The following is a 20737-nucleotide window of genomic DNA, read 5'->3' on the forward strand; positions in this document are numbered from 1 at the left end:
TTTTCTTTTTCTATAAATCATGCATGAAGCTAAGTCGTTATGTTATTAGAGCAAATAAGGGTAGTACTAGATCGCTATTAGTTCATAGTCTTTCACATAGCGTATAGCTGCACCACGAGTTTTAACTTTACCTCTTACTAACGTTTCTAATAATGAAAGATAGAAACTTCCATCAAACTCTTTTTGAGCCTTTATCGTTAATTCAATCGCCGTGTTCGTTAATTCATCGGATGCATTTGTATATTGCTTTCCAAAATGGATAAAACCAATCGCATCGTCTTTCAAATGAAATCCTTTACTATCTAGAAAGTCGATATACTGTGCTACTGTTTTCAAAGCATTTCCATTCCTTCCCTATTTTTTCACTTTCTCCATCTTACTAGATTTATCGACAAATTTCTATCCTTTTTTCAAAAAATATCAATTAAATCTTTTTATTCATGCATCTAAATAAGAGTGAATTTATTCTTAGCGGAAATACTAACATGTGGAGGTGAAAGAGATGGGTAATAAGAGTTCAAAGAACCGTGGTACAAAAGCCCCTGGTGTCAATCCTCAAGGATACGGTCAAGATGCTGAATTTGCAGAAGAGCCTAAAACAAAACTTGAAAATGCAGCAAAGAAGAAAAATACAAAATGACTTTACCTGTCCTCCAATTTCATGAGCGTTGGGGGACTTTTATCTCCATAAATACACCCTCAGCATTTCTTTCTTAAAACGACGTTTCCTTTTGTCTTCGTTCGTCTTTATTGTATTTTTTTCTTCTTTTTAATCATCAGCTTACCAACATCCACTAAATAAACGAACAATTATGATTGACGAACAATTATATTTCATATACTATTATCAACGGACACAGTATAATTATTAATCAGATATTCGTATATCTCAGTAATATGGTCTGAGAGTTTCTACTAGGATCCGGTATTTCCTAACTACGAATGGGGAAATTAAGTTTACCCATTTGTAGTTAGGATTTTTTTATTTTTAGAAACAAGGAGGAAATATGGAACGATTATTTCATTTAAACAAATTAGGAACCAATGTAAAAACAGAGATTATTGCTGGTTTCACAACGTTTTTAACAATGGCCTATATTATTGTTGTCAACCCAGCCATTCTTTCAGCTGCAGGTGTTCCTTTTAATCAAGTTTTTATCGCAACGATTATTGCAGCTGTTATTGGCACACTGATTATGGCATTATTCGCTAATTATCCGATTGCAATCGCCCCAGGGATGGGTGTAAATGCATACTTTGCAAGTGTTGTAGCAACGCATGGAGTCACTTATCAAGTTGTATTTGGCACCGTCTTTTTAGCTGGACTTTTATTTCTATTATTAACCTTTACAAACCTTCGTGAATTGATTATCGAATCGATTCCTGCACCATTAAAGTATGGGATTACAGCTGGAATCGGTCTTTTTATTGCGTTTCAAGGGTTAAAAATGTCTGGAATTGTGGTGCAAAATCCTGAAACATACGTGGCTTTCGGTGATTTACGTAACCCTGTTACAACCTTATCGATCATAGGTCTTTTTATCACCTTAATATTGACAACTCGCAAAATAAACGGAGCCTTATTTATTGGTATGTTTTTGACAGCGATTATTGGTTATTTTATGGGAATGCTACAAATTGAGGGAATTATCGCTGCTCCACCCAAACCTGTATTTTTTGATTTAGACATCACCGGAGTCTTCTCAAATGGATTATACGGAGTTGTATTTGCCTTCTTGCTCGTAACTCTTTTTGATACGACCGGAACCATTATTGGCGTCACAGAGCAGGCAGGTTTGATGAAAAACGGGAAATTACCAAGAGCCAAAGCCGCACTTACTGCAGATGCTCTCGCAACGACAGTTGGGGCAACTATTGGTACAACTCCCTCTACTGCATATATTGAATCTTCTTCAGGAGTAGCCGCTGGTGGACGCTCTGGATTGACTACTCTAACGGTAGCCATTCTATTCTTAGTGGCGATGTTTTTCTCGCCGTTAGTTGCTGCTATTTCATCCCTTTCAGCGATAACGGCTCCAGCATTAATCATAGTAGGAAGTTATATGATGGGAGGACTGGCCAAAATCAATTGGTCGGCGTTTGATGAGGCATTGCCAGCTTTCTTAGTTATTTTAACGATGCCTTTAACAGCGAGTATTTCAACGGGAATTGCCGTTGGATTTATAACGTATCCCATTCTCAAGCTTGTAGGTGGCAAGGCGAAAGAAGTACATCCTATTCTATATGTTTTCGCTGTTCTGTTTATCGTTCAGTTAGTCTTTTTTACCTAATGCTCAAAAAACCCAATTTCTCATTGAAATTGGGTTTTTTTCATTATTATGCAAGTTCTTGTTCTACTTCAATAAAGCGTTGAAGTCCCTTCATCCCCACTTCATCAAATTTTTCAAGCACTTTATTCCGATTTACTTGAAAAGCTGCTTGATCTAAATCAAACTGAAGAGGGACATCGCATTTTATCTCAGCTAATTGACGGCTTAAATATAGCATTTCAAGGTCATCTTCGATTTTTGCTCTTTGTGATTTTGTCAATTGGTTTAAATTAGCTACTACTCCATCAACATGTTCATACTGCTGAAGAAGCTTTAACGCCGTTTTTTCACCAATCCCTTTTACACCCGGATAATTATCACTAGCATCACCCATAAAAGCTTTAAGATCGATCATTTGATTTGGTAAAATCCCTTTTTCTTGGAAAAAACTTTCATTATTATGAACAAGATAATTACCAAAGCCCTTTTTCATCAGAATAACAGATATTTGTTCATCAATTAGCTGAAGAATATCTTGGTCACCAGTTAAAATGTATACATTCGCTGCATTCTGGGCTTGTTTAGCAATCGTACCAATACAATCGTCCGCTTCAAAGCCTTTAACACCAATATTAGGAACATCGAAAGATTGAACAACCTCTTTGACTAAATCAAATTGTGGAATTAACTCTACTGGAGCCTCCCCACGGTTGGCCTTATAATCTGGGAATAATTCATTTCGAAATGTTTGGCTGCCCATATCCCAACAAACGGTAACATGAGTAGGTCTAAAGCTAGATATCGCCGTAAAAAAGTGCTTCACGAATCCGTTCACTGCATTAGTCGGAACCCCGTTAGAATTAATCATGAATTGACCTGTAACGGCTGTAGCATAAAACGCTCTGAACAATAATGCCATTCCATCAACCAACATTAACGATGGTTTAGTTTTAAGTTCCATATTTTCACTCCTCAAGTTCACTATTAACATAACCATTATTATAACATTAATAGTTCCGTAAAGGAGTGGGAATCACCTGTTGTTTTGGTAATCTATGGTTTCTAGCTATTACACTCTAATAGATTTTGTTGGATCGTCTTTAATTCATCGAGTGGAAATTCATTTGAAATAGATGCTAATGCACCTTTGTAATATTCTTCCACTTCGGTCAAAATATGCTTTTGTAACTCCCGAAAAACGATTTCCAATTGACTGCTATAATGTTCAACTAACTCCCCTTTTCCCTTTGCTAAATATTGATCGGCTGGTTCTTGAAGAATAGCCTCTAATTCATCACCCAAATATTTACGCTCATTTTTTTCAAAGAATGATTTAGGGTTTTTAAAGTAGGACATTGCCTTTTTAAAATAGGATGATTCTAAAGATGTAAACGCGATATCAAAGTCAATGCTCTCAAGTCTCCCGATTTCTAATGGGCTTAAAACCAGCTCCTTGTTCCATTCTTTTAGACTGCTTTCCATCGAACGTTCTGCCTCGACTTTCAATTTACCGATAAAAGCTTCTAATCGTAATGCGGTTGCCCTTAATTCCTGAGCAAAATCATAACCAAAGTCTTCTAGAAAGCTATCTAATGCGGTTTGCAGAGCCTTCTTTAAGTTCCTGCCATCGTCCTTCAACAAACTTGGGTTAAAGGATTCTTTTAAGAAGTCCCCAAAACGCAAGAATACACGTTGTTTAATATAATAGACCAACTCTTGAGATTCTTGAGATAGCCGTTGTTTGAGGACTGAATCATTTTGGTCTTTAATAAACTCAAGAACGAGATCCCTTTCAGTCATCAAGTGACTTCTCTTTTTCTCTTTTGTTTCCTCGTCTGCAGCAGCTGAATCAATAAAGCTCTGCAGTTGTTTCATCATCCTCTCTAACTCAGCTTTTGCTGAATTCATCGCAATTTCACGTAAGCCGTGATCAATAAATGCATAAAATGATTCTTCAAACGTTTGCATTCTAGATGAAACAGGGCTTACTTGCGCAAGTTTCTCTTTTAAGGCCATCATACTTGATACAGGATATAAATGAGGCTTACGGATTCCGTACGTAATTAATTGTTCTTCAACATAGTCAAGGACTGCATGCATTTCGGCCTCATTATTAGCTAAATCGATCGCATTGACAATAAAGAACATTTTGTCGAGAGCAAAGGTATCTTTAACCCTTCCTAATTGAATTAAAAATTCACGATCTGCTTTTGAAAAAGCATGATTATAATACGTGACAAAAAGAATCGCATCAGAGTTTTTAATATATTCAAAAGCTACACCTGTATGTCTGGCATTAATAGAATCAGCTCCAGGAGTGTCAACAAGAGTGATTCCTTTTCGCGTTAAATCGCAATCATAATAGACTTCAATCCATTCAACTAAGCATGATTTTTCTTCATTTGCTACAAAACTAGAAAACTCTTCTAAATTCGTTTTTATCGTTTCCCCTAACCTACTTTGATACACCGAAATTCCTTTTACAAAAGCTTGCAAAAAGGCTAAATGAGTCTTTTCATATGCATCTACATGAACATTTGTAGATAAAATTTGTACAGCAGATTCACTTGCACGTTCGAGCGAATCAGCACTGCGATCAAAAGCCCCTAAAGAACGGTTTACATCAACCATTAAGGTATCATAGGATTTCAGCTTCACTAATACCATTCCATGAGGGTGGTTGGCATCCACAGGCATAATTTTATTGATGGCTGCTGTAGTCGGATTGGGTGAAACAGGTAATAGACGATCTCCAATTAATGCATTAGCAAAAGATGATTTCCCCGCACTAAATGCACCAAATAGCGCAACCGTAAAGGATTGATTTTGCAATCTTTCCGCTTTCTGGATTAGCTCTATCGAAAGCTTTTTAAATCCAGGGACATTTTCAACCTGACGGGCACTATAACGCAATGTAGAGATTAACTCGTTTACATCATGTTTATATGAATTCTCTTCATGAGTAAAAGAAGGTGTGGTTCTCTCCTTTATTGGTTCTACTGGCTCATCTACTGACAAATCATGATGTACAATTTGCACTTCTACAGTTTCTTCAGACGCTAATTCCCTCGCTTTTTCTTGATAAGACTCAAAATTAATTTGACCTAACAGTAATTGTTTCATTTCATTTGAAACCGTTTCATGCTTTTCTCTCATCTTTTCTATTTCTTTTGCTGCTTGCAAAAATTTCATGTAATAAGATAACTGGCTTTTAATGGTGTTCATTCGTTTACTTTGCTTTTGCATAAATAAATCAAAATAAGCATCTTGAATCGATCTTACTTGTTCCTTCGTCTTTCTTTTAATGGCTTCTGATACATCATTTGTATACTTTAGCACATAATCACCTGTTAAACGGGCTCCTGACTTAACTTCAGAAACAAGTAAATCTTTATCAAACATCACCTTAAACTTGCCAATCTCTGCAATCAATTGCTGATCTTGAAGTTCATTTTCCTTTAGTAACGTTTGGAATAACTCTCTAATATGCCAATCAATTTGAGAGGTAACCTTTTCTTGAAAATCAATAAAAAATTGATCCAATCGTTTATCACGTTCTTGTTCCGTTTTTTGTTTTGCAAAAAGCAATCCAACTTTAAAATCCGGTTGTCTTGAGGCTAAATAGGCTTGTGCCAAATCACGGGTTTCAAATGGCATTAAATAAGCACTATCTAATAATGTATCAATTCTTTCATATAATTCCTTTTCAGTTTGTTGCATTTCCAGTTGGATTCCGTGAAGCTCTTGATTTAAATCTTCAACTTTAGCATTGAGTCTATTTCTCTCTTCTACAGAAAGCTCCTCTAATACCGTTCTTAACTCCTGTAATTTAACTTCATCTTGATCTGCTAGAAAATGGCTATGTTCTTCACATAACTTGGTTAGCGACTGGTAGATTGAATCTGGTAAAGTTTCAAGTCGTTGGTTAATTTTTTCTTGAATAAATTGTTTTAAAGATAAAAATTGATTACTTGGATGATCCTCTTGTTTTAAAGAAGTATAGAAGTTTCTTGCAGGGGTAACACCCCAAGAAGCGAAGGAATCTACAACACTATTTTGGAAATCTCTAAAACTTAACTCCTCTTCCCGGTGTTTATCAATTTGATTGATTACTAAATAAACCTCTTTACCCGCCTCTGTCAGTTCCTTTGTAAATAAGAAATTCAATTCACTTTGGACGTGATTATAATCCATTACATAAAAAACAAGATCCGCTAAATGTAAGGCCGACTCCGTGGCGATTCGATGGGCATCATCAGTTGAGTCAATTCCTGGAGTATCCATAATGAGAACATCTTTTGGAATTGTTGTTTTTGAATAACTAATTTCAATGGACTGAATTTGATCACCATCTTTGCAATACGATTTTACTTTTTCAAAATCATATGGTGCAGGGTAAACATGTGGCGTATCTTCCTTAAAAAAGACCTTAGCATAATCATCCCCAGATTTAATTTTGACTAAATTTGCACTTGTAGGAATAGGACTCGATGGCAGAATGTTCTCTCCCATTAACGTATTAATCATACTTGATTTCCCAGCAGAAAAATGCCCACAAAAGGCAATCGCATATTCCTGTTTTTCTAGTTTGATAGCAAGATCCTTCACGCGCTGGGCACTCTGACTATTTTCATGCTTGCTGAACATTTCATATAATGCAGCGATCTGTCCCCTCAAGATTGCTGCATTTTGTTGCAAATCGACTTTAACCATAAACATTATCCCCTTGTTTTTTCAATATACAAATATTTTAAATGATTTTGTAGATATTGCCTACTTTTAAAAACTCCGTATGACAAAAAAAATTTTTTTTATAAAATTTCTTGTTCAATTTCTGCCATTTTTTAAAAAAATTAAAACTTGTAAGTTGTCATGTTACATAAAGTTTGTTAAAATGTATTTATGTTACATTAAAGAAAAGGAGGATATTCCAAATGGAATATGTAGATCCCATAAAGGATATTGAACAAATCAATGCCATTAAGCTTATTTTGCAAAAGCAATCGTATCGGGATTTACTCCTTTTTAGTTTAGGAATCAATACAGGCATAAGTTTAAATGATTTGCTTTATTTAAAAGTAGAAGATGTATGGTCTGATGGAAAAATGAAAGACTTTTTAATTTTAACCAATAAAAGAAATGGAGAAACACAAGAATTTTATTTAAATCATCAAGTTAAACAGGTTTTAGAAAACTACTTAGCTTTTTCTGAATTAATTGACACCGACTATTTATTTAAGTCTAAAAAAAATAATTTGCCGATTACACGTCAACAAGCCTATCGAATTATTAATCAGGCAGCAAAATTAGCGGGTATTTCTGGAAGAATTGGGACACATACACTCCGTAAGACATTTGGCTATCATGCATACCGAAAAGGAATTGCCGTTTCTATTATTATGAAAATCCTTCATCATCAATCACCTACCGAAACGTTACGTTATATTGGTATTAATAAGAATGAAGAGAATTTAATCCGAGTCGATGTGAATCTATAAAAAAGAAACCTCCCATGTTTTCCACAGGAGGTTCCATTTAAGCTGTTTATTTCTCATTGAATCGATTCATCAATTGTTTCAGTAATGTCTACATTCGTAAAATCTTTAACATAGTCTTCAACTACTTGAACATAATGAGTTTCTTTATTTTCCATAAACTTAAATAGTCCATTATTAAAGTCTGTACCTTGCTCTTTAAAGAAAATACCCTCGTATTTTGCCGCTTTTGAATGAGTGAATTGTATACGATATTGATTATTTTCTTTAACTAAGTATGCACGGCAACCTTTTTCAAACAATCCTTCTTGATTTCTAACCGATCTTGATACTGAGATAATATGAAGATCAACAAACGGTATTTCTTGAAGCAATGTATTTATGATTGACCCTTTTGTCATTTGTTCCCAACGACTTTGAGCCGTTTGGCCAAGTACAATTTGCGTAATATGCTTTTCTCGAGCTACCTCCGCAATTACTTTTGAGACAGGTCTTTTTTCATTATCCTTCAAAATAAATGCTTCTGCACCGTGTTGTTCAGCAAGCTCTTTCCAACTGCTAATATAAAAAGATTTTTCTGCATCCAATTCATCAAAAGGCTTTGGATCAATGGTTAAAATATAAAGGGGACAATCTAACATATTGGCAATTTTACAGCCACGCTTTATTAATCTTTCTCCATTAGGTCCATAGTACACACAGACGAGGATGCTTTCGTCCATACGCCCTTTTACTTTTTTCATTTTGTAGGTCACCTCATTAGTATTAAGAAAGAGATTTACTCTATCAAGCTATGTATGAATATAACTTATGCCACTTTTTCCGTCAATGGTTTTGAACAATATTTCAATTTTTACTCTTTATTAGGGAATACTCTATTTAAGCACTATCAAAATTGCTTTAAAAGATTTTAAAAGGAGGGAAACGAATGTCTTGGTTGCATATCATGATTTTCATTCCATTTATTTATGCTATTATCATACCTTTTCTTTACAAGCTTTTTAACCATAAATTTCACACAGGTTGGCTTGTAATTCCTATCCCGATTCTCATTTTTATTTATTTATCCTCTTATATTACCACTATTTCCAATGGGGAGGTCCTTTCATACACGTTATCATGGATTCCATCCCTTAATATAAATTTTACCGCTTATTTAGACGGGTTATCATTGATTTTCGGGTTAATCATTACTGGGATCGGAGCACTTGTCATCCTCTATTCCATCTACTATATGTCTAAAGAACGTGAGGCATTGCATAATTTTTATGTGTACTTATGTTTATTCATGGGTGCCATGCTTGGGGTCGTTTTCTCTGATCATGTTTTAGTGCTCTATGTATTTTGGGAATTAACAAGTATTTCATCGTTTTTACTTATCGCATATTGGTTTCAACGTAAACAATCTCGCTATGGTGCCCAAAAGGCACTCCTTATTACAGTATTTGGTGGTCTAGCAATGTTAATGGGTTTTATCATGCTCTCCATGATGAGCGGTACATACAGTATTCGCGAGATGCTAACCTTAGTCGACCAACTAAATACTCAATCCCTGTTTATACCTGCAATGGTATTAATTCTTTTAGGGGCTTTTACGAAGTCAGCACAGTTTCCTTTTAGTATCTGGTTACCAGATGCAATGGAGGCTCCTACTCCTATTAGTGCCTACCTTCACTCTGCTACAATGGTAAAGGCTGGAATCTATTTAGTTTCACGCTTTACTCCATTATTTGGCGGAAATGAAGTATGGTTTTGGCTCGTATCCGGGATTGGCTTAATTACCTTATTGTATGGTTCGATTAATGCTGTAAGGCAGACAGATCTAAAGGCTTTACTTGCCTATTCAACCATCAGTCAGCTCGGGTTGATTATGAGTTTACTTGGCGTTGGTTCAGCCGCTATGTATTTTGAGACATTAGAACAATCAGCAGTATATGGCGCAGCCGTTTTCACAGCCATTTTTCATTTATTCAATCACTCAACGTTTAAAGGTGCGCTTTTCATGGTGGTAGGAATCATTGACCATGAAACAGGTACACGGGATATTCGAAAGTTACGTGGTCTTATTCAAGTGATGCCAATTACCTTTACGCTCGCGTTAATCGGAAGCTTTTCTATGGCAGGTCTCCCACCTTTCAATGGTTTTTTAAGTAAGGAGATGTTTTTTACTGCTATGATAAACATTTCAAATTTAAGTGTGTTTAATATGGAAACATTTGGGCTATTATTTCCAATCATTGCGTGGATTGCTAGTGTATTTACCTTTATTTACTGTATGATTCTCGTTTTAAAACCTTTTACTGGTAGACCCGAATTAGCTAAATTGGAAAAAATAGCTCATGAGCCACCGATCGGGATGCTAGTTCCGCCGATTATTTTAGCAGGGCTTGTCATTTTTATCTTTTTCTTCCCAAATCTTCTAGGGAAATATTTAATCGCTCCTGCTTATCACTCTATCTTGCCATCCATAACTGATCCGAATATCAAAATAAGCGCATGGCATGGATGGTGGACACCGGAATTAATGATGACATTAGGCGTCATTATAATTGGCTCGCTCATGTATTATTTTCTGCATAAGTGGATTGGGATCTATCGTTTTTATCCACAATCCATCACATTAAATAATCTATATAATGAAGGACTTGATAAATCGGAATCCTTCTTTAGAAAAATGACGAATAAATATATGAATGGCTCACTACGTAGTTATTTAATTTATATTTTAGTATTTATCGTTATTACCTTGATGAGCTCTAGTGTACTTTTAAATGCATTGGTTTTTGATGCTTCAAAAGATGCACCGATTTCCTTCTATGAATGGGGATTAATTATAGCTGCTCTCTTCGCAGCTTTTACAGTTCTCTTCTCAAAATCAAGAATGATTTCGTTAATTGGAGTTGGAACTCTCGGGTATCTTGTTTCTATGTTCTTTGTCATTTTCCGTGCACCTGATTTAGCACTGACACAGTTTGTTGTCGAAACTGTTACGACCGCTTTATTTTTACTTTGCTTCTACCATTTACCACGTTTTGGTAAATATTTAGGTACCATTCGTTTCAAACTGACTAATTTAATTGTTTCAATTGGTGTTGGTTTGACCGTCACATTAATCGCACTATCTGCAAATGGATTTAAATTATTTGAATCCATCGGTGGTTATTTTGAAAATGCCTATGAGCTTGCCGGTGCCAAAAATATTGTTAATGCCATTTTAGTTGATTTCCGGGGATTTGATACAATGCTCGAAATCTCTGTGTTAACCATCGCCGGGCTCGGGGTATATACATTAATCAAGTTACAACTTTCAGGGAGGGATAAGGATGAAACCAAATGATGTCATTTTGCACACGGTTGTCAAATTAGCAGCAGTTATCATTTTTACCTTTGCCATTTATTTATTTTATGGTGGGCACCATAATCCGGGCGGAGGATTTATTGGGGGATTAAGCGCGGCTTCTGGGATTACGCTACTATTTCTAGCTTTTGATATTGAAACGATTCGAAAAAACATCCCTTTTGATTTTAAAAATGTGGCAGCAATTGGGGTTATCATTGCCATTTTAACGGGTATGGGTAGTTTTGTGTTTGATCAGCCTTTTTTAAGTCAGACATTTGGTTATTTTAACATTCCGATTTTCGGAAAAACTGAACTCGCAACAGCCCTCATCTTTGATACAGGTGTTGCGCTAGCGGTTATTGGTACTGCCGCGACCATTATTCTATCGATAAGTGATGATCGCCCATGATGGAAACAGTAATGTCTATTGTTGTCGGTATCCTATTTACAATTGGAACCTATTTAATGTTATCGAAAAATTTACTGCGGATTATATTCGGTTCTTCTATTATTAGCCATGGGATTAATTTGCTAATTATGACAATGGGAGGTCTAAAAACAGGTTCTCCCCCTTTATTAAGTGAAAAAATTCATATTTTTACAGATCCAGTCCCACAGGCATTAATTTTAACCGCGATTGTTATTAATTTTGCCGTAACAGCCTTTTTATTAGTTCTAAGTTATAAAATTTATAAGGTATATGGCACAGATGATTTGGAACTATTAAGGGGAAATGAAGATGAATAATTTAGTATTGATGCCGTTATTAATCCCACTTGCTGTGGGCATGATTTTAATTTTATTTCGAAAGAACATTACATTACAAAGAATTCTTACCAGCGCAGCTTTTATCGCAACTGGTATTGTGTCTATATTTTTAATCAAACAAATTAAATCTCAAGGCGCACAAACACTGGAATTAGGCGGATGGGAAGCTCCCTATGGAATTATACTGGTAGTGGATATGTTTTCTGCTTTATTATTGTTAACGACAAGTTTTATTGCACTATGTTGTGTGCTCTACGCTTTCCGTACAATAGGTCGTGAACGAGAGTTATTTTATTTCTATCCTTTATTTCTCTTTCTAATTTCAGGAGTAAACAGCTCCTTCCTAACCGGTGACCTTTTTAATCTGTATGTAAGCTTTGAATTGATGTTAATTTCTTCCTATGTATTAATCACACTTGGAAGCACAAAAATTCAATTACGCGAATCCATTAAATACGTACTCGTTAACGTTGTATCATCGTTTTTTTTCCTTGTTGCCATTGCTTATTTGTACTCCATTACAGGTACATTGAACTTAGCACATCTTTCAATCCGTGTTGCCGAAGTAGGACAAAACGGCTTACTTACAACCGTTGCTTTACTCTTTTTAATCGTATTTGGGATTAAAGCAGGCCTTTTCCTATTTCAATGGTTGCCAGGGTCTTATAGTGCGCCGCCAACAGCCATTGCGGCTATCTTTGCAGCACTACTCACAAAGGTTGGGATTTATGCGATTTTCCGGATGTTTACACTTGTGTTCTATCACAAACCAGAGATCACCCATTTGTTTATTGGAATTTTGGCTGCATTAACGATGATACTTGGGGCAATTGGAGCTGTGGCATTTTGGGATATTAAAAAAATTCTTACCTATAATGTCATTATCGGAGCAGGCTTAATGCTTGCTGGGTTAGCTTCTTTTACATTTAATGGTTATCTAGGTTCAATTTTTTACATGATGCACGATATGATCATTAAAGCTTTGCTCTTTCTTATTGGCGGAACCATTATTTATTTAACCGGTACAAGTAAATTAAGTGAAATAAGTGGATTGATACGGAATCATCCGTATTTAGGTTGGATGTTCTTTGTGGCAGTACTATCGTTATCAGGGATTCCCCCGTTAAGTGGTTTCCTTGGGAAGACGTTCATTACAAAAGGAACCTTCGAGGCTGAGTACTTCTGGCTAGGTGTGATTGGGATTCTATCCAGCTTAATGGTCTTATATTCAGTTATGAAAATCTTCATGAATGTTTTTTGGGGTGAAACGACCATAAGTACCGATATGGAACGCGGAACAACAAAAGGGGTAATGTTATCTATAGTACTTTTGACAGCAGCAACCATTATACTAGGGTTGGGTGCTGAAGGCGTTATTGAATATATTCAAATTGCTGCTCAAGATTTATTAGATCCTAATGCTTATATCCATGCTGTATTTGGTACAGAAATCACACCATAATATTTATTTTGTTGAAAGGGGCGGATTCTATTGCCCGTACAATTATTAATTAATCTACTCATTGCCTTTTTATGGATGTTTTTACAAGATTCATGGAGCTTTATCTCTTTTTTGGGTGGATTTATCGTAGGACTATTTGTACTATTTAGTATGCGGCGCTTTTTCAAAGGGCGATTCTATTTAATTACCATTTTCGCAATTCTTAAATTGCTGATTGTTTTTATTCATGAACTGATCTCCTCTAGTGTTCTCGTTGTACGACAAATCATGAAACCGAAACTGACGATCACACCAGGGATATTCAAAATGGAAACAAGCCTGGAAACAAACACAGAAGTAGCTCTACTTTCATTGTTGTTAACCTTAACTCCTGGTTCAGTAGTGATGGAGATTACACCAGATAATAAAACATTATATATTCATGCGCTAGATATTCCTGAATCCAGTGACGCAGTTATTAAATCAACAAAATTATTTGAAAAGGCGATAAAGGATGTGACACGATATGTTTAAAATGATCTTAATTACTTCTCTTGTTATGATAACTTTATCAATCCTAGCCGCCATTTACCGTGCCGTAAAAGGTCCTTCGACTGCTGATCGTGTCCAGGCATTGGACTTTATTGGCACGAACATAATTGCAAGTATAGCCATATTTTCCATTATCCTCCATACACATGCATTCTTTGATGTTATTTTACTAATCGGTATTTTGTCATTTGTAGGCACCATTGCATTTGCTAGATACGTTGAAAGAGGTGTTGTCATTGAGCGTAACAATAAGTGAAGGAATTGCAGCCATTCTAATTTTAATTGGAACGATTTTTAGTTTCTTAAGTGCAATTGGACTTATTCGTCTTCCAGATGTGTATACTCGTTCACACGCTACTTCAAAAAGTACAACTCTTGGTGTCTTATGTACGCTGGTAGGTACCCTTATTTATTTTTTAATAACGGATCAATACATTAGTATACGCCTTTTACTAGGGATCTTCTTCGTATTTTTAACAGCACCTGTTGCTGGACATATGATCTGCCGTTCAGCCTATCGCTCAAATGTAAAGCTAGCTGAAATAAGTGTTCAAGATGAATTAAAAGCTTATTTAGCACAGGAATCTCCTCACACGAAATCCATAAAAAGTGATTCATAAAATGTGCCGTTTCATAGTAAAAAGCCGAGTTCTTTTTAAAAGAAGCCTCGGCTTTTTTATGGTTTTTGATTTTTAAGCAACTAGACATCACCCTTCCAAACGTTTTGTAAACGTTTTCCTATAAGTGGAAAAATATTATTTGTGAAGTGAATGTGATTTTGTTGTATGATTCAAAACATGTTTCATGATGATCGCATAAACCCCTACAGTCGCTCCGATTAATACTGCTGTCATTTAGTACCACCACCCTTTTAATGATAATGAATTTCATTTATAGTTGTATTTTATCATGACTGATAACCATTTTCAATAAAACAATTAAAGAATTGTCACACTTTTTTTAATTTGGAGCTGTTAAACGTAGTCGTTGATTTCCGTTCTAGACTCTTCTCTTTCCGCTCTGCTACGCCTAATCTATCTTGATACTTCGTGTCTTAATGCATCTTACTGTCTCTTTTCCTCCTATAGGAGCCTTTGTGTCTTCCACTCCATTCGGAAGGAGTCTAAAATCAACATGAACCTTTAACATAGCCTTAGATTAAAACAATAACCAATCGTTCATGGATAAGAACACAAATAGACAGCCTTTTGCAACTTTTTTACATTTTTTTATCAAATTCTTCATAATTTGATACTAAATCCCCATTCAGAATATGATAAAATTAGGATTAATGGATGAGTTCTGGGGGAATAAAAGTGACTATAACAAAACATGTAACGGATATTTTAAATAGTACAATCGACTCTGTGAAAAATGTCATACCTTTTGACCTTTCAATAGATAAACCGTATTTATTTAAACAACCATACACACAACATTCTATTGGGGTTTTAATAGGAATGACAGGAGATGTCCGTGGTCGACTCATTATAGATGGAGATGAAACGATATTTGGTTCCATTGGCGAGGGGATGTTTGGGATGAAGGTAGAAGGAGAAATGCTTCAATCCTTTGCTGGAGAACTCGGAAACATGATCGCTGGTACCTTATCTACAGTAATTTCAAAGCATAAAATGGAAATGGATATTACTCCACCGACCGTTTTAGTTGGTGAAACGAAAATCTTTGGTTTTGAAAAAGCATTCTGTTTACCTGTAACTATGAATCATGTTGGGAACTTGAACATTCTATTAATGATTGAACAGTAAACAATCTGAAAAGAGTATGCGCTGAAGCTAGATTCCAATTATTATGAAAATTAAAAAAGCGCCTAGCATGTTGGGTACCGCCCTCAAAAAGTTAGAGTAATAAATCTAACTTTTTGGGGGCGGTACCAGATGCCTGGCACTATTAGATTAAGATGAACTTGAATTTTGTGTAACAACGGATGAAGTTGATGATTTCTTAGAATCTTTTACTGTTAAAATAAAGTTCAAAATAATAGCTGTTAGACTTCCTGCAATAATACCATTTTGTGTTAAAATGCTAATGCTTGATGGTAACTGAGCAAACATTTCAGGAACAGTTGTTACCCCAATCCCCATTCCAATTGAGCAAGCAATAATTAATAAATTGGCTTGTGAAGTAAAATCTACTTTACTTAAGAGTTTAATTCCATTTGCTAATACCATTCCAAACATGGCAATCATAGCCCCACCAAGAACAGAGGTTGGAATAACAGTTGTAATCGCACCAATTTTAGGAAGTAATCCTAAACCCATTAACATACATCCCATGATGACGATCACCTTTTTTTCTTTCACCCCTGTGAGCTGAACTAACCCTACGTTTTGAGAATAAGTAGTATATGGGAATGAATTAAACAAGCCTCCGAGGATAATCGCAATCCCCTCTGCACGATACCCTTTTGCAATATCTTTTTCCGTTACTTCTCTCTCACATATTTCACCAAGAGCAAAGTATACGCCTGCAGCTTCCATTAAACCAACTAAGGCAACCATGATCATCGTGATGATAGATGAAATCTCAAAAGTTGGTAAACCGAAGTAAAAAGGCTGGATCATATGGAACCAAGAAGCATCAGAAACAGGCGTAAAATCAACTTTTCCCATAAAATATGCAACAACAGTTCCAACTACAATTCCAACTAAAATACTAATAGAGCGAATAAAACCTTTAAAAAAGCGATTGATTAATAGAATAACTAATAATGTTCCAAATGCAAGTGTAAGATTTGAAAAGCTCCCGAAATCAGGACTTCCTACACCACCTGCCGAGTCATTCATGGCAACAGGCATTAACGTAACTCCAATAATGGTCACTACACATCCTGTGACAACTGGAGGAAAATATTTTACTAATTTCCCAAAATACTTGGATACTACTATTACAAATATACCGGATACAATAATGGCTCCGTATATCGCTGATATGCCATGCTCAGTACCGATTGCGATAATTGGAGCAACAGCTGTAAATGTACATCCAAGTACAACCGGTAAACCAATTCCAAAGAAACGGTTACTTAACACTTGCAAAAGAGTTGCTACCCCACACATGAAAATATCAATTGAAACAAGATATGTTAATTGTTCTCCTGTTAGTCCAATTGCCCCACCTATAATTAATGGTACCACTACAGCACCAGCATACATAGCCAGTACATGTTGAAGCCCTAAAGAAGTCAATTTAAGCTTGCTCTGTTTTTGACTCATTTGACAACCTCCTCATTGTTATCTGTTGCGAAAGATACAATCCCATTTTCTAGTGAAGAAACAATCGCCAATGATTCAACTTGTAACCCTTTATCTCGTAAAATTTTGCCACCCTCTTGGAATCCTTTTTCAATAACAATTCCAATTCCTGCAATTTTTGCTTGTGCTTGCTGAACAATATCGACTAAACCTAGAGCAGCTTGACCATTCGCAAGGAAATCATCAATAATAAGGACGACATCATTTTCATTTACATATTTATTAGAAACAGAGATTTCATTTGTTTCTCCTTTTGTAAAAGAGTGAACACTTGCTGTTAATAAATCATTGGTTAAAGTTAATGATTTTCTTTTTCTAGCAAAGACAACAGGAACTCCTAATTGCAATCCGGTTAAAACGGAAGGCGCAATTCCTGAGGATTCAATCGTTAAGATTTTTGTAATTCCCTTATCCGCAAAACGTTTTGAAAATTCCTTCCCTATTTCAACCATCAGTTGTGGATCCACTTGATGGTTTAAAAATGAATCCACCTTTAACACGGAGTCAGATAAGACAATACCCTCTTCTTTAATTTTATCTTTTAACATATCCATTCTGTATTCCCCCTTACTTGCGGAAGAAAATCTCAGGAAAAAAAAAACCTAAGCCATTCCTCCACCATCAATAAAAAATGAGTGAAGCAATGACTCAGGTATCTGAATAATGATCATCACCATTATTCGATCATATGATGTCAACTGCTCACTCATAGTCAGATAATTTACGGTTATCTGGTAGAAACTTGCAGGCCCTATCCCCGCGATTATATGAGTGTTTGCGATTAAGATAGTAACATTATATCACCATTCGAAATTTTTTCAACACGAATCCGAATTATATTACCATAAATTTATCCATTGTTCGCTTTCGACAAAAAACGACAACAAAAAAACCTGTTGTCAGTGTAATAAGAAATGAGTTTAACGTTCAAATTTGTTTACTTTTTAGCAATTGCAACTTTCCATTTTTCTGGTCCTTCTTCAAGGTATTCCCACGTAAATTGATCTGTACGTTCCATCATAAATTGATAATATAATGGTTTAGGATCATGGTCGTTGATGATCTGCATGATTTCCCCTGATTTTAATGAATCAAATGTATTAAAAATAGTAGGATGTTTCTCACGTGGTGGATAATCTGGTACATTAATTGTTTTTGTAAATGTAGTCATATTCATTAGACCTCCTTTTCGTATATCAGTTTACACGGTCTAATCCATGAATAAAGTGATTACCCTCACATTTAAATAACTATTTAGCTAACTTTTGTAGGTAAAATGGAAAGGACCGATTGAATTACGTCCTTATTCTCCCTCTCGCTAACTAGAATAAATACATTCCCTTTATCTTCATGTGTACGAATTAACCTTCCAATCCCTTGACGCAATCGAAGGAGCATGTAAGGTAAATCCACTTCTGAAAAAGGATCTTCAGTACTTTCACGCTTTGCAGAAAAAACAGGATCATTTGGTGGGAATGGTAGTGACGTAATGATTACGTTTTGCAAGGCTTCACCAGGGATATCAAGTCCTTCCCATAAATGAACAGAGCATAACACAGACTCAATATTATTTTGAAACTTAGATACGAGCGTGCTAATTTCTGCATCGCCTTCAAAATAGATTGGGAACGGAAGTTTATTTTCAATATACGTTTTAAACTTGGCAAGTTCTGTTTCTGAATTAAATAGTACAAGAGTCCTCCCGTTGTTTTCGATTAACTGCTGGAGAATGTACTTCGCTTTCTCTTCATCCCCATTTTCAGGAAAAGCAGGCATTCTAATCTTCATATGTTCTTCATAATCAAATGGGGAAGCGACCGTGAAAGATAAAAATTGATCAATCCCTAATGAACGTGCGACATATTCAAATGATCCATTCTCTGATAATGTAGCTGATGAAAAAATATAGGGTTTCTTTTGTGAAAAAACTTCTTTCCTCATAATTTCTTGAACAAGTCGAGGCATAATGACTAATGTTCGTTCTTCTTCTGATTCCTCGAACCATATTATTCCTTTTGTTTCCTGCAAGAATAAGGATAATGAATAACTGATCTGCTCTAGATATTCCTCAACAATTTTTAAATCATATTCATTTATTGTAAACATTTCACTTTCAAAAACAAGCTCTTCTTCAAGATTCGAGATTTGCTGAAGCAAGTCTCTTGCTACTTTCATAACAAAAGGCGATTTATCAATCGTTCTTTTTTCTGATCCATCATTTTCACAAGAAACTTTTTCTAATTCATAGAAAAATAGTTCATTTAATGCAATGCAATCTTCAATTGTATATAACGTTTTTTCTCTAACATCATTAGCCATTAATCGAGTCAATAGACTTTCAAGCACATGCTCACTAAATCGATAAGTAAGAGCCTTTTGGCTTGCATATTCTAATAAATGACCTTCATCAAACACGACACATGAATGATCTGGTAATAAAGCAAGTTGCCCTTCTCTTTTTCTCGATTCTTTTGTCCAAATATGTTCCATATAAAAGTCATGGGAACAGATAATCACGTCACGTGCATGCCGATACCAATCACGGTTTAATGTTTGTCCACAGCGATGACGGTTCTCACATGTAAAACAATCCTGTAGAGAATCCCATCCGATTTTTCCCCATTGTTCATTTGTCAGTTCCGGATAATCCTTCCGATCGCCATAACGAGTAAATTTCTGCATGGAACCTCCATCATGGATAAAATCAGGAAGACGATCATGGATGTCTAAATAATGAGCATCATCCTCTTGTACGATAGCCTTATCCAACTTATTTAAGCACAGGTATTGATCCCTTGATTTCGCTAATCGTACATCCATATTTAGATGAAGGGCTTTCTCAAGCTTGGCAATATCCCCTTCTTTTTTAACAAGTTGTTCAATTAATGTTTCATCCGCACATGCAATAATGGCTGGGCGATTGGTATAACGCGCATAACAAATCGCATATAAAAGATAAACGATCGTTTTCCCTGTTCCCACTCCAGCTTCGGCAAAGATCACCTTTTTCTCTTTAAACGCCTTTTCTAGCTGAAACGCCATATATATTTGTTCATCGCGCAATTCAAAACCGGATTCTGGAAGGATATCATAGAAAACATCGCCAATCCAGTCTCCTAAAACATCAAAAAAAGATTCAGATTTATTTATTTCAAACGGCAAGCTACTTTGCATATGTATTTCCTTTCCCTTAAATAATAAAGCGCCTTTCGTTGAAAGACGCGAACTCAAACTGTTATATTATATCAAATAACAATCGATTTATACACTTAAATGGATCACATTTTGTCTTCTGTCTTTTTCGAACTTTTTCTAAACATATTTTTGCTTCCGCTGTACAAACCAGTCGCTGAAAGTCCAATGACTAACCCGACAACGATTCCATCGAGGAAAGGATCTATATACAGTATTCCAAACACTAACCCTAAGAAAACTGAAACAAGTGGTGAAAATGTATTCGATAATCCAGCTCTTTTCAATACTTCTACTAATCCAATAATAATAGGGATAATAACTAACTGAAAGTAATCTAACATGAAAATTCCTCCCATTCAAATATGATGATTAACATCATATGAATGTAAGAATAGGAGGGT

General features: G+C 35.5%; 20 protein-coding genes and 2 riboswitches. Of the genes, 11 read left to right on the top strand and 9 right to left on the bottom strand.

The genetic code is table 11. The annotated features are described in order from the left end of the window. Window positions 1–66 precede the first annotated feature (66 nt). Window positions 67–336: a DUF6123 family protein gene (locus Q5760_RS17355; RefSeq protein ID WP_428908870.1), complete on the bottom strand. Its 270-nt coding sequence runs from the start codon at window positions 334–336 to the stop codon at window positions 67–69. 166 nt (window positions 337–502) lie between these two features. On the opposite strand from Q5760_RS17355, the gene sspL reads away from it, so the two are divergent. After that, window positions 503–640 (top strand): small, acid-soluble spore protein L, encoded by a 138-nt coding sequence (gene sspL / locus Q5760_RS17360; protein ID WP_428908871.1) that lies wholly within the window; start codon window positions 503–505, stop codon window positions 638–640. 220 nt (window positions 641–860) lie between these two features. Next, window positions 861–959, top strand: a riboswitch (purine riboswitch). A 48-nt stretch (window positions 960–1007) separates the two neighbouring features. Beyond that, on the top strand, window positions 1008–2291 hold the full coding sequence (locus Q5760_RS17365) for an NCS2 family permease (protein ID WP_428908872.1): 1284 nt from the start codon (window positions 1008–1010) through the stop codon (window positions 2289–2291). A 46-nt stretch (window positions 2292–2337) separates the two neighbouring features. Here Q5760_RS17365 and Q5760_RS17370 read toward each other — a convergent pair whose 3' ends face one another. Beyond that, complete coding sequence (locus tag Q5760_RS17370; RefSeq protein ID WP_428908873.1) at window positions 2338–3231, bottom strand: 5'-3' exonuclease; 894 nt, start codon at window positions 3229–3231, stop codon at window positions 2338–2340. 101 nt (window positions 3232–3332) lie between these two features. Beyond that, complete coding sequence (locus Q5760_RS17375; protein ID WP_428908874.1) at window positions 3333–6983, bottom strand: dynamin family protein; 3651 nt, start codon at window positions 6981–6983, stop codon at window positions 3333–3335. 221 nt (window positions 6984–7204) lie between these two features. On the opposite strand from Q5760_RS17375, the gene Q5760_RS17380 reads away from it, so the two are divergent. After that, window positions 7205–7768, top strand: coding sequence for a tyrosine-type recombinase/integrase (locus Q5760_RS17380; RefSeq protein WP_428908875.1), 564 nt, complete (start codon window positions 7205–7207; stop codon window positions 7766–7768). A gap of 53 nt (window positions 7769–7821) precedes the next feature. Here Q5760_RS17380 and Q5760_RS17385 read toward each other — a convergent pair whose 3' ends face one another. Continuing rightward, entirely contained in the window at window positions 7822–8508 is a 687-nt protein-coding gene (locus tag Q5760_RS17385; protein WP_428908876.1) for a universal stress protein, read from the bottom strand. A 185-nt stretch (window positions 8509–8693) separates the two neighbouring features. Between Q5760_RS17385 and Q5760_RS17390 the strand changes: the two genes are divergently transcribed. The 8 genes from Q5760_RS17390 to Q5760_RS17425 all read left to right on the top strand — a co-directional run bounded on the left by Q5760_RS17390 (window position 8694) and on the right by Q5760_RS17425 (window position 15635). Beyond that, entirely contained in the window at window positions 8694–11102 is a 2409-nt protein-coding gene (locus Q5760_RS17390) for a Na+/H+ antiporter subunit A (protein ID WP_428908877.1), read from the top strand. Continuing rightward, entirely contained in the window at window positions 11089–11514 is a 426-nt protein-coding gene (locus Q5760_RS17395) for a Na(+)/H(+) antiporter subunit B (RefSeq protein WP_428908878.1), read from the top strand. Before Q5760_RS17390 ends, Q5760_RS17395 begins: the two co-directional genes overlap by 14 nt. Then, complete coding sequence (locus Q5760_RS17400; RefSeq protein WP_428912621.1) at window positions 11514–11852, top strand: Na(+)/H(+) antiporter subunit C; 339 nt, start codon at window positions 11514–11516, stop codon at window positions 11850–11852. Before Q5760_RS17395 ends, Q5760_RS17400 begins: the two co-directional genes overlap by 1 nt. Then, entirely contained in the window at window positions 11845–13335 is a 1491-nt protein-coding gene (locus tag Q5760_RS17405; protein WP_428908879.1) for a Na+/H+ antiporter subunit D, read from the top strand. Before Q5760_RS17400 ends, Q5760_RS17405 begins: the two co-directional genes overlap by 8 nt. Before the next feature lie 30 nt (window positions 13336–13365). Next, a complete protein-coding gene (locus tag Q5760_RS17410) occupies window positions 13366–13848 on the top strand; it encodes a Na+/H+ antiporter subunit E (protein WP_428908880.1) in 483 nt (160 codons plus the stop codon). After that, window positions 13841–14122 carry a Na(+)/H(+) antiporter subunit F1 gene (locus Q5760_RS17415; RefSeq protein ID WP_428908881.1) on the top strand — a complete coding sequence of 94 codons (282 nt, stop codon included), beginning with the start codon at window positions 13841–13843 and terminating at the stop codon, window positions 14120–14122. The genes Q5760_RS17410 and Q5760_RS17415 overlap by 8 nt, the downstream gene beginning before the upstream one ends. Beyond that, window positions 14097–14486 carry a monovalent cation/H(+) antiporter subunit G gene (gene mnhG / locus Q5760_RS17420; protein WP_428908882.1) on the top strand — a complete coding sequence of 130 codons (390 nt, stop codon included), beginning with the start codon at window positions 14097–14099 and terminating at the stop codon, window positions 14484–14486. Before Q5760_RS17415 ends, mnhG begins: the two co-directional genes overlap by 26 nt. Window positions 14487–15182: 696 nt before the next feature. Beyond that, window positions 15183–15635 (top strand): chemotaxis protein CheX, encoded by a 453-nt coding sequence (locus tag Q5760_RS17425; RefSeq protein WP_428908883.1) that lies wholly within the window; start codon window positions 15183–15185, stop codon window positions 15633–15635. Window positions 15636–15782: 147 nt separating this feature from the next. Here Q5760_RS17425 and Q5760_RS17430 read toward each other — a convergent pair whose 3' ends face one another. From Q5760_RS17430 to Q5760_RS17450, 5 genes are all read right to left on the bottom strand, one after another. Then, complete coding sequence (locus Q5760_RS17430) at window positions 15783–17102, bottom strand: nucleobase:cation symporter-2 family protein (protein WP_428908884.1); 1320 nt, start codon at window positions 17100–17102, stop codon at window positions 15783–15785. Then, complete coding sequence (locus Q5760_RS17435) at window positions 17099–17695, bottom strand: xanthine phosphoribosyltransferase (RefSeq protein ID WP_428908885.1); 597 nt, start codon at window positions 17693–17695, stop codon at window positions 17099–17101. Before Q5760_RS17435 ends, Q5760_RS17430 begins: the two co-directional genes overlap by 4 nt. Window positions 17696–17830: 135 nt before the next feature. Beyond that, window positions 17831–17932, bottom strand: a riboswitch (purine riboswitch). A 146-nt stretch (window positions 17933–18078) separates the two neighbouring features. Further along, window positions 18079–18312, bottom strand: coding sequence for a DUF2249 domain-containing protein (locus Q5760_RS17440; RefSeq protein ID WP_428908886.1), 234 nt, complete (start codon window positions 18310–18312; stop codon window positions 18079–18081). An 83-nt stretch (window positions 18313–18395) separates the two neighbouring features. Further along, window positions 18396–20315: an ATP-dependent DNA helicase gene (locus tag Q5760_RS17445; RefSeq protein WP_428908887.1), complete on the bottom strand. Its 1920-nt coding sequence runs from the start codon at window positions 20313–20315 to the stop codon at window positions 18396–18398. Window positions 20316–20419: 104 nt separating this feature from the next. Continuing rightward, window positions 20420–20677, bottom strand: a complete 258-nt coding sequence (locus Q5760_RS17450; RefSeq protein WP_428908888.1) for a hypothetical protein — start codon at window positions 20675–20677, stop codon at window positions 20420–20422. Window positions 20678–20737 lie beyond the last annotated feature (60 nt).

The sequence above is a fragment of the Niallia sp. Kr1 genome, from assembly GCF_050389805.1.
Lineage (GTDB): Bacteria > Bacillota > Bacilli > Bacillales > Cytobacillaceae > Bacillus_BD.

Excerpts from the sequence above, each read along its gene's own strand:
- sspL (WP_428908871.1), top strand. The coding sequence starts at position 503 with ATGGGTAATAAGAGTTCAAAGAACCGTGGTACAAAAGCCCCTGGTGTC.
- Q5760_RS17365 (WP_428908872.1), top strand. The coding sequence starts at position 1,008 with ATGGAACGATTATTTCATTTAAACAAATTAGGAACCAATGTAAAAACA.
- Q5760_RS17370 (WP_428908873.1), bottom strand. The coding sequence starts at position 3,231 with ATGGAACTTAAAACTAAACCATCGTTAATGTTGGTTGATGGAATGGCA.
- Q5760_RS17375 (WP_428908874.1), bottom strand. The coding sequence starts at position 6,983 with ATGGTTAAAGTCGATTTGCAACAAAATGCAGCAATCTTGAGGGGACAG.
- Q5760_RS17380 (WP_428908875.1), top strand. The coding sequence starts at position 7,205 with ATGGAATATGTAGATCCCATAAAGGATATTGAACAAATCAATGCCATT.
- Q5760_RS17385 (WP_428908876.1), bottom strand. The coding sequence starts at position 8,508 with ATGAAAAAAGTAAAAGGGCGTATGGACGAAAGCATCCTCGTCTGTGTG.
- Q5760_RS17390 (WP_428908877.1), top strand. The coding sequence starts at position 8,694 with ATGTCTTGGTTGCATATCATGATTTTCATTCCATTTATTTATGCTATT.
- Q5760_RS17395 (WP_428908878.1), top strand. The coding sequence starts at position 11,089 with ATGAAACCAAATGATGTCATTTTGCACACGGTTGTCAAATTAGCAGCA.
- Q5760_RS17400 (WP_428912621.1), top strand. The coding sequence starts at position 11,514 with ATGGAAACAGTAATGTCTATTGTTGTCGGTATCCTATTTACAATTGGA.
- Q5760_RS17405 (WP_428908879.1), top strand. The coding sequence starts at position 11,845 with ATGAATAATTTAGTATTGATGCCGTTATTAATCCCACTTGCTGTGGGC.
- Q5760_RS17415 (WP_428908881.1), top strand. The coding sequence starts at position 13,841 with ATGTTTAAAATGATCTTAATTACTTCTCTTGTTATGATAACTTTATCA.
- Q5760_RS17430 (WP_428908884.1), bottom strand. The coding sequence starts at position 17,102 with ATGAGTCAAAAACAGAGCAAGCTTAAATTGACTTCTTTAGGGCTTCAA.
- Q5760_RS17435 (WP_428908885.1), bottom strand. The coding sequence starts at position 17,695 with ATGGATATGTTAAAAGATAAAATTAAAGAAGAGGGTATTGTCTTATCT.
- Q5760_RS17440 (WP_428908886.1), bottom strand. The coding sequence starts at position 18,312 with ATGACTACATTTACAAAAACAATTAATGTACCAGATTATCCACCACGT.
- Q5760_RS17445 (WP_428908887.1), bottom strand. The coding sequence starts at position 20,315 with ATGCAAAGTAGCTTGCCGTTTGAAATAAATAAATCTGAATCTTTTTTT.
- Q5760_RS17450 (WP_428908888.1), bottom strand. The coding sequence starts at position 20,677 with ATGTTAGATTACTTTCAGTTAGTTATTATCCCTATTATTATTGGATTA.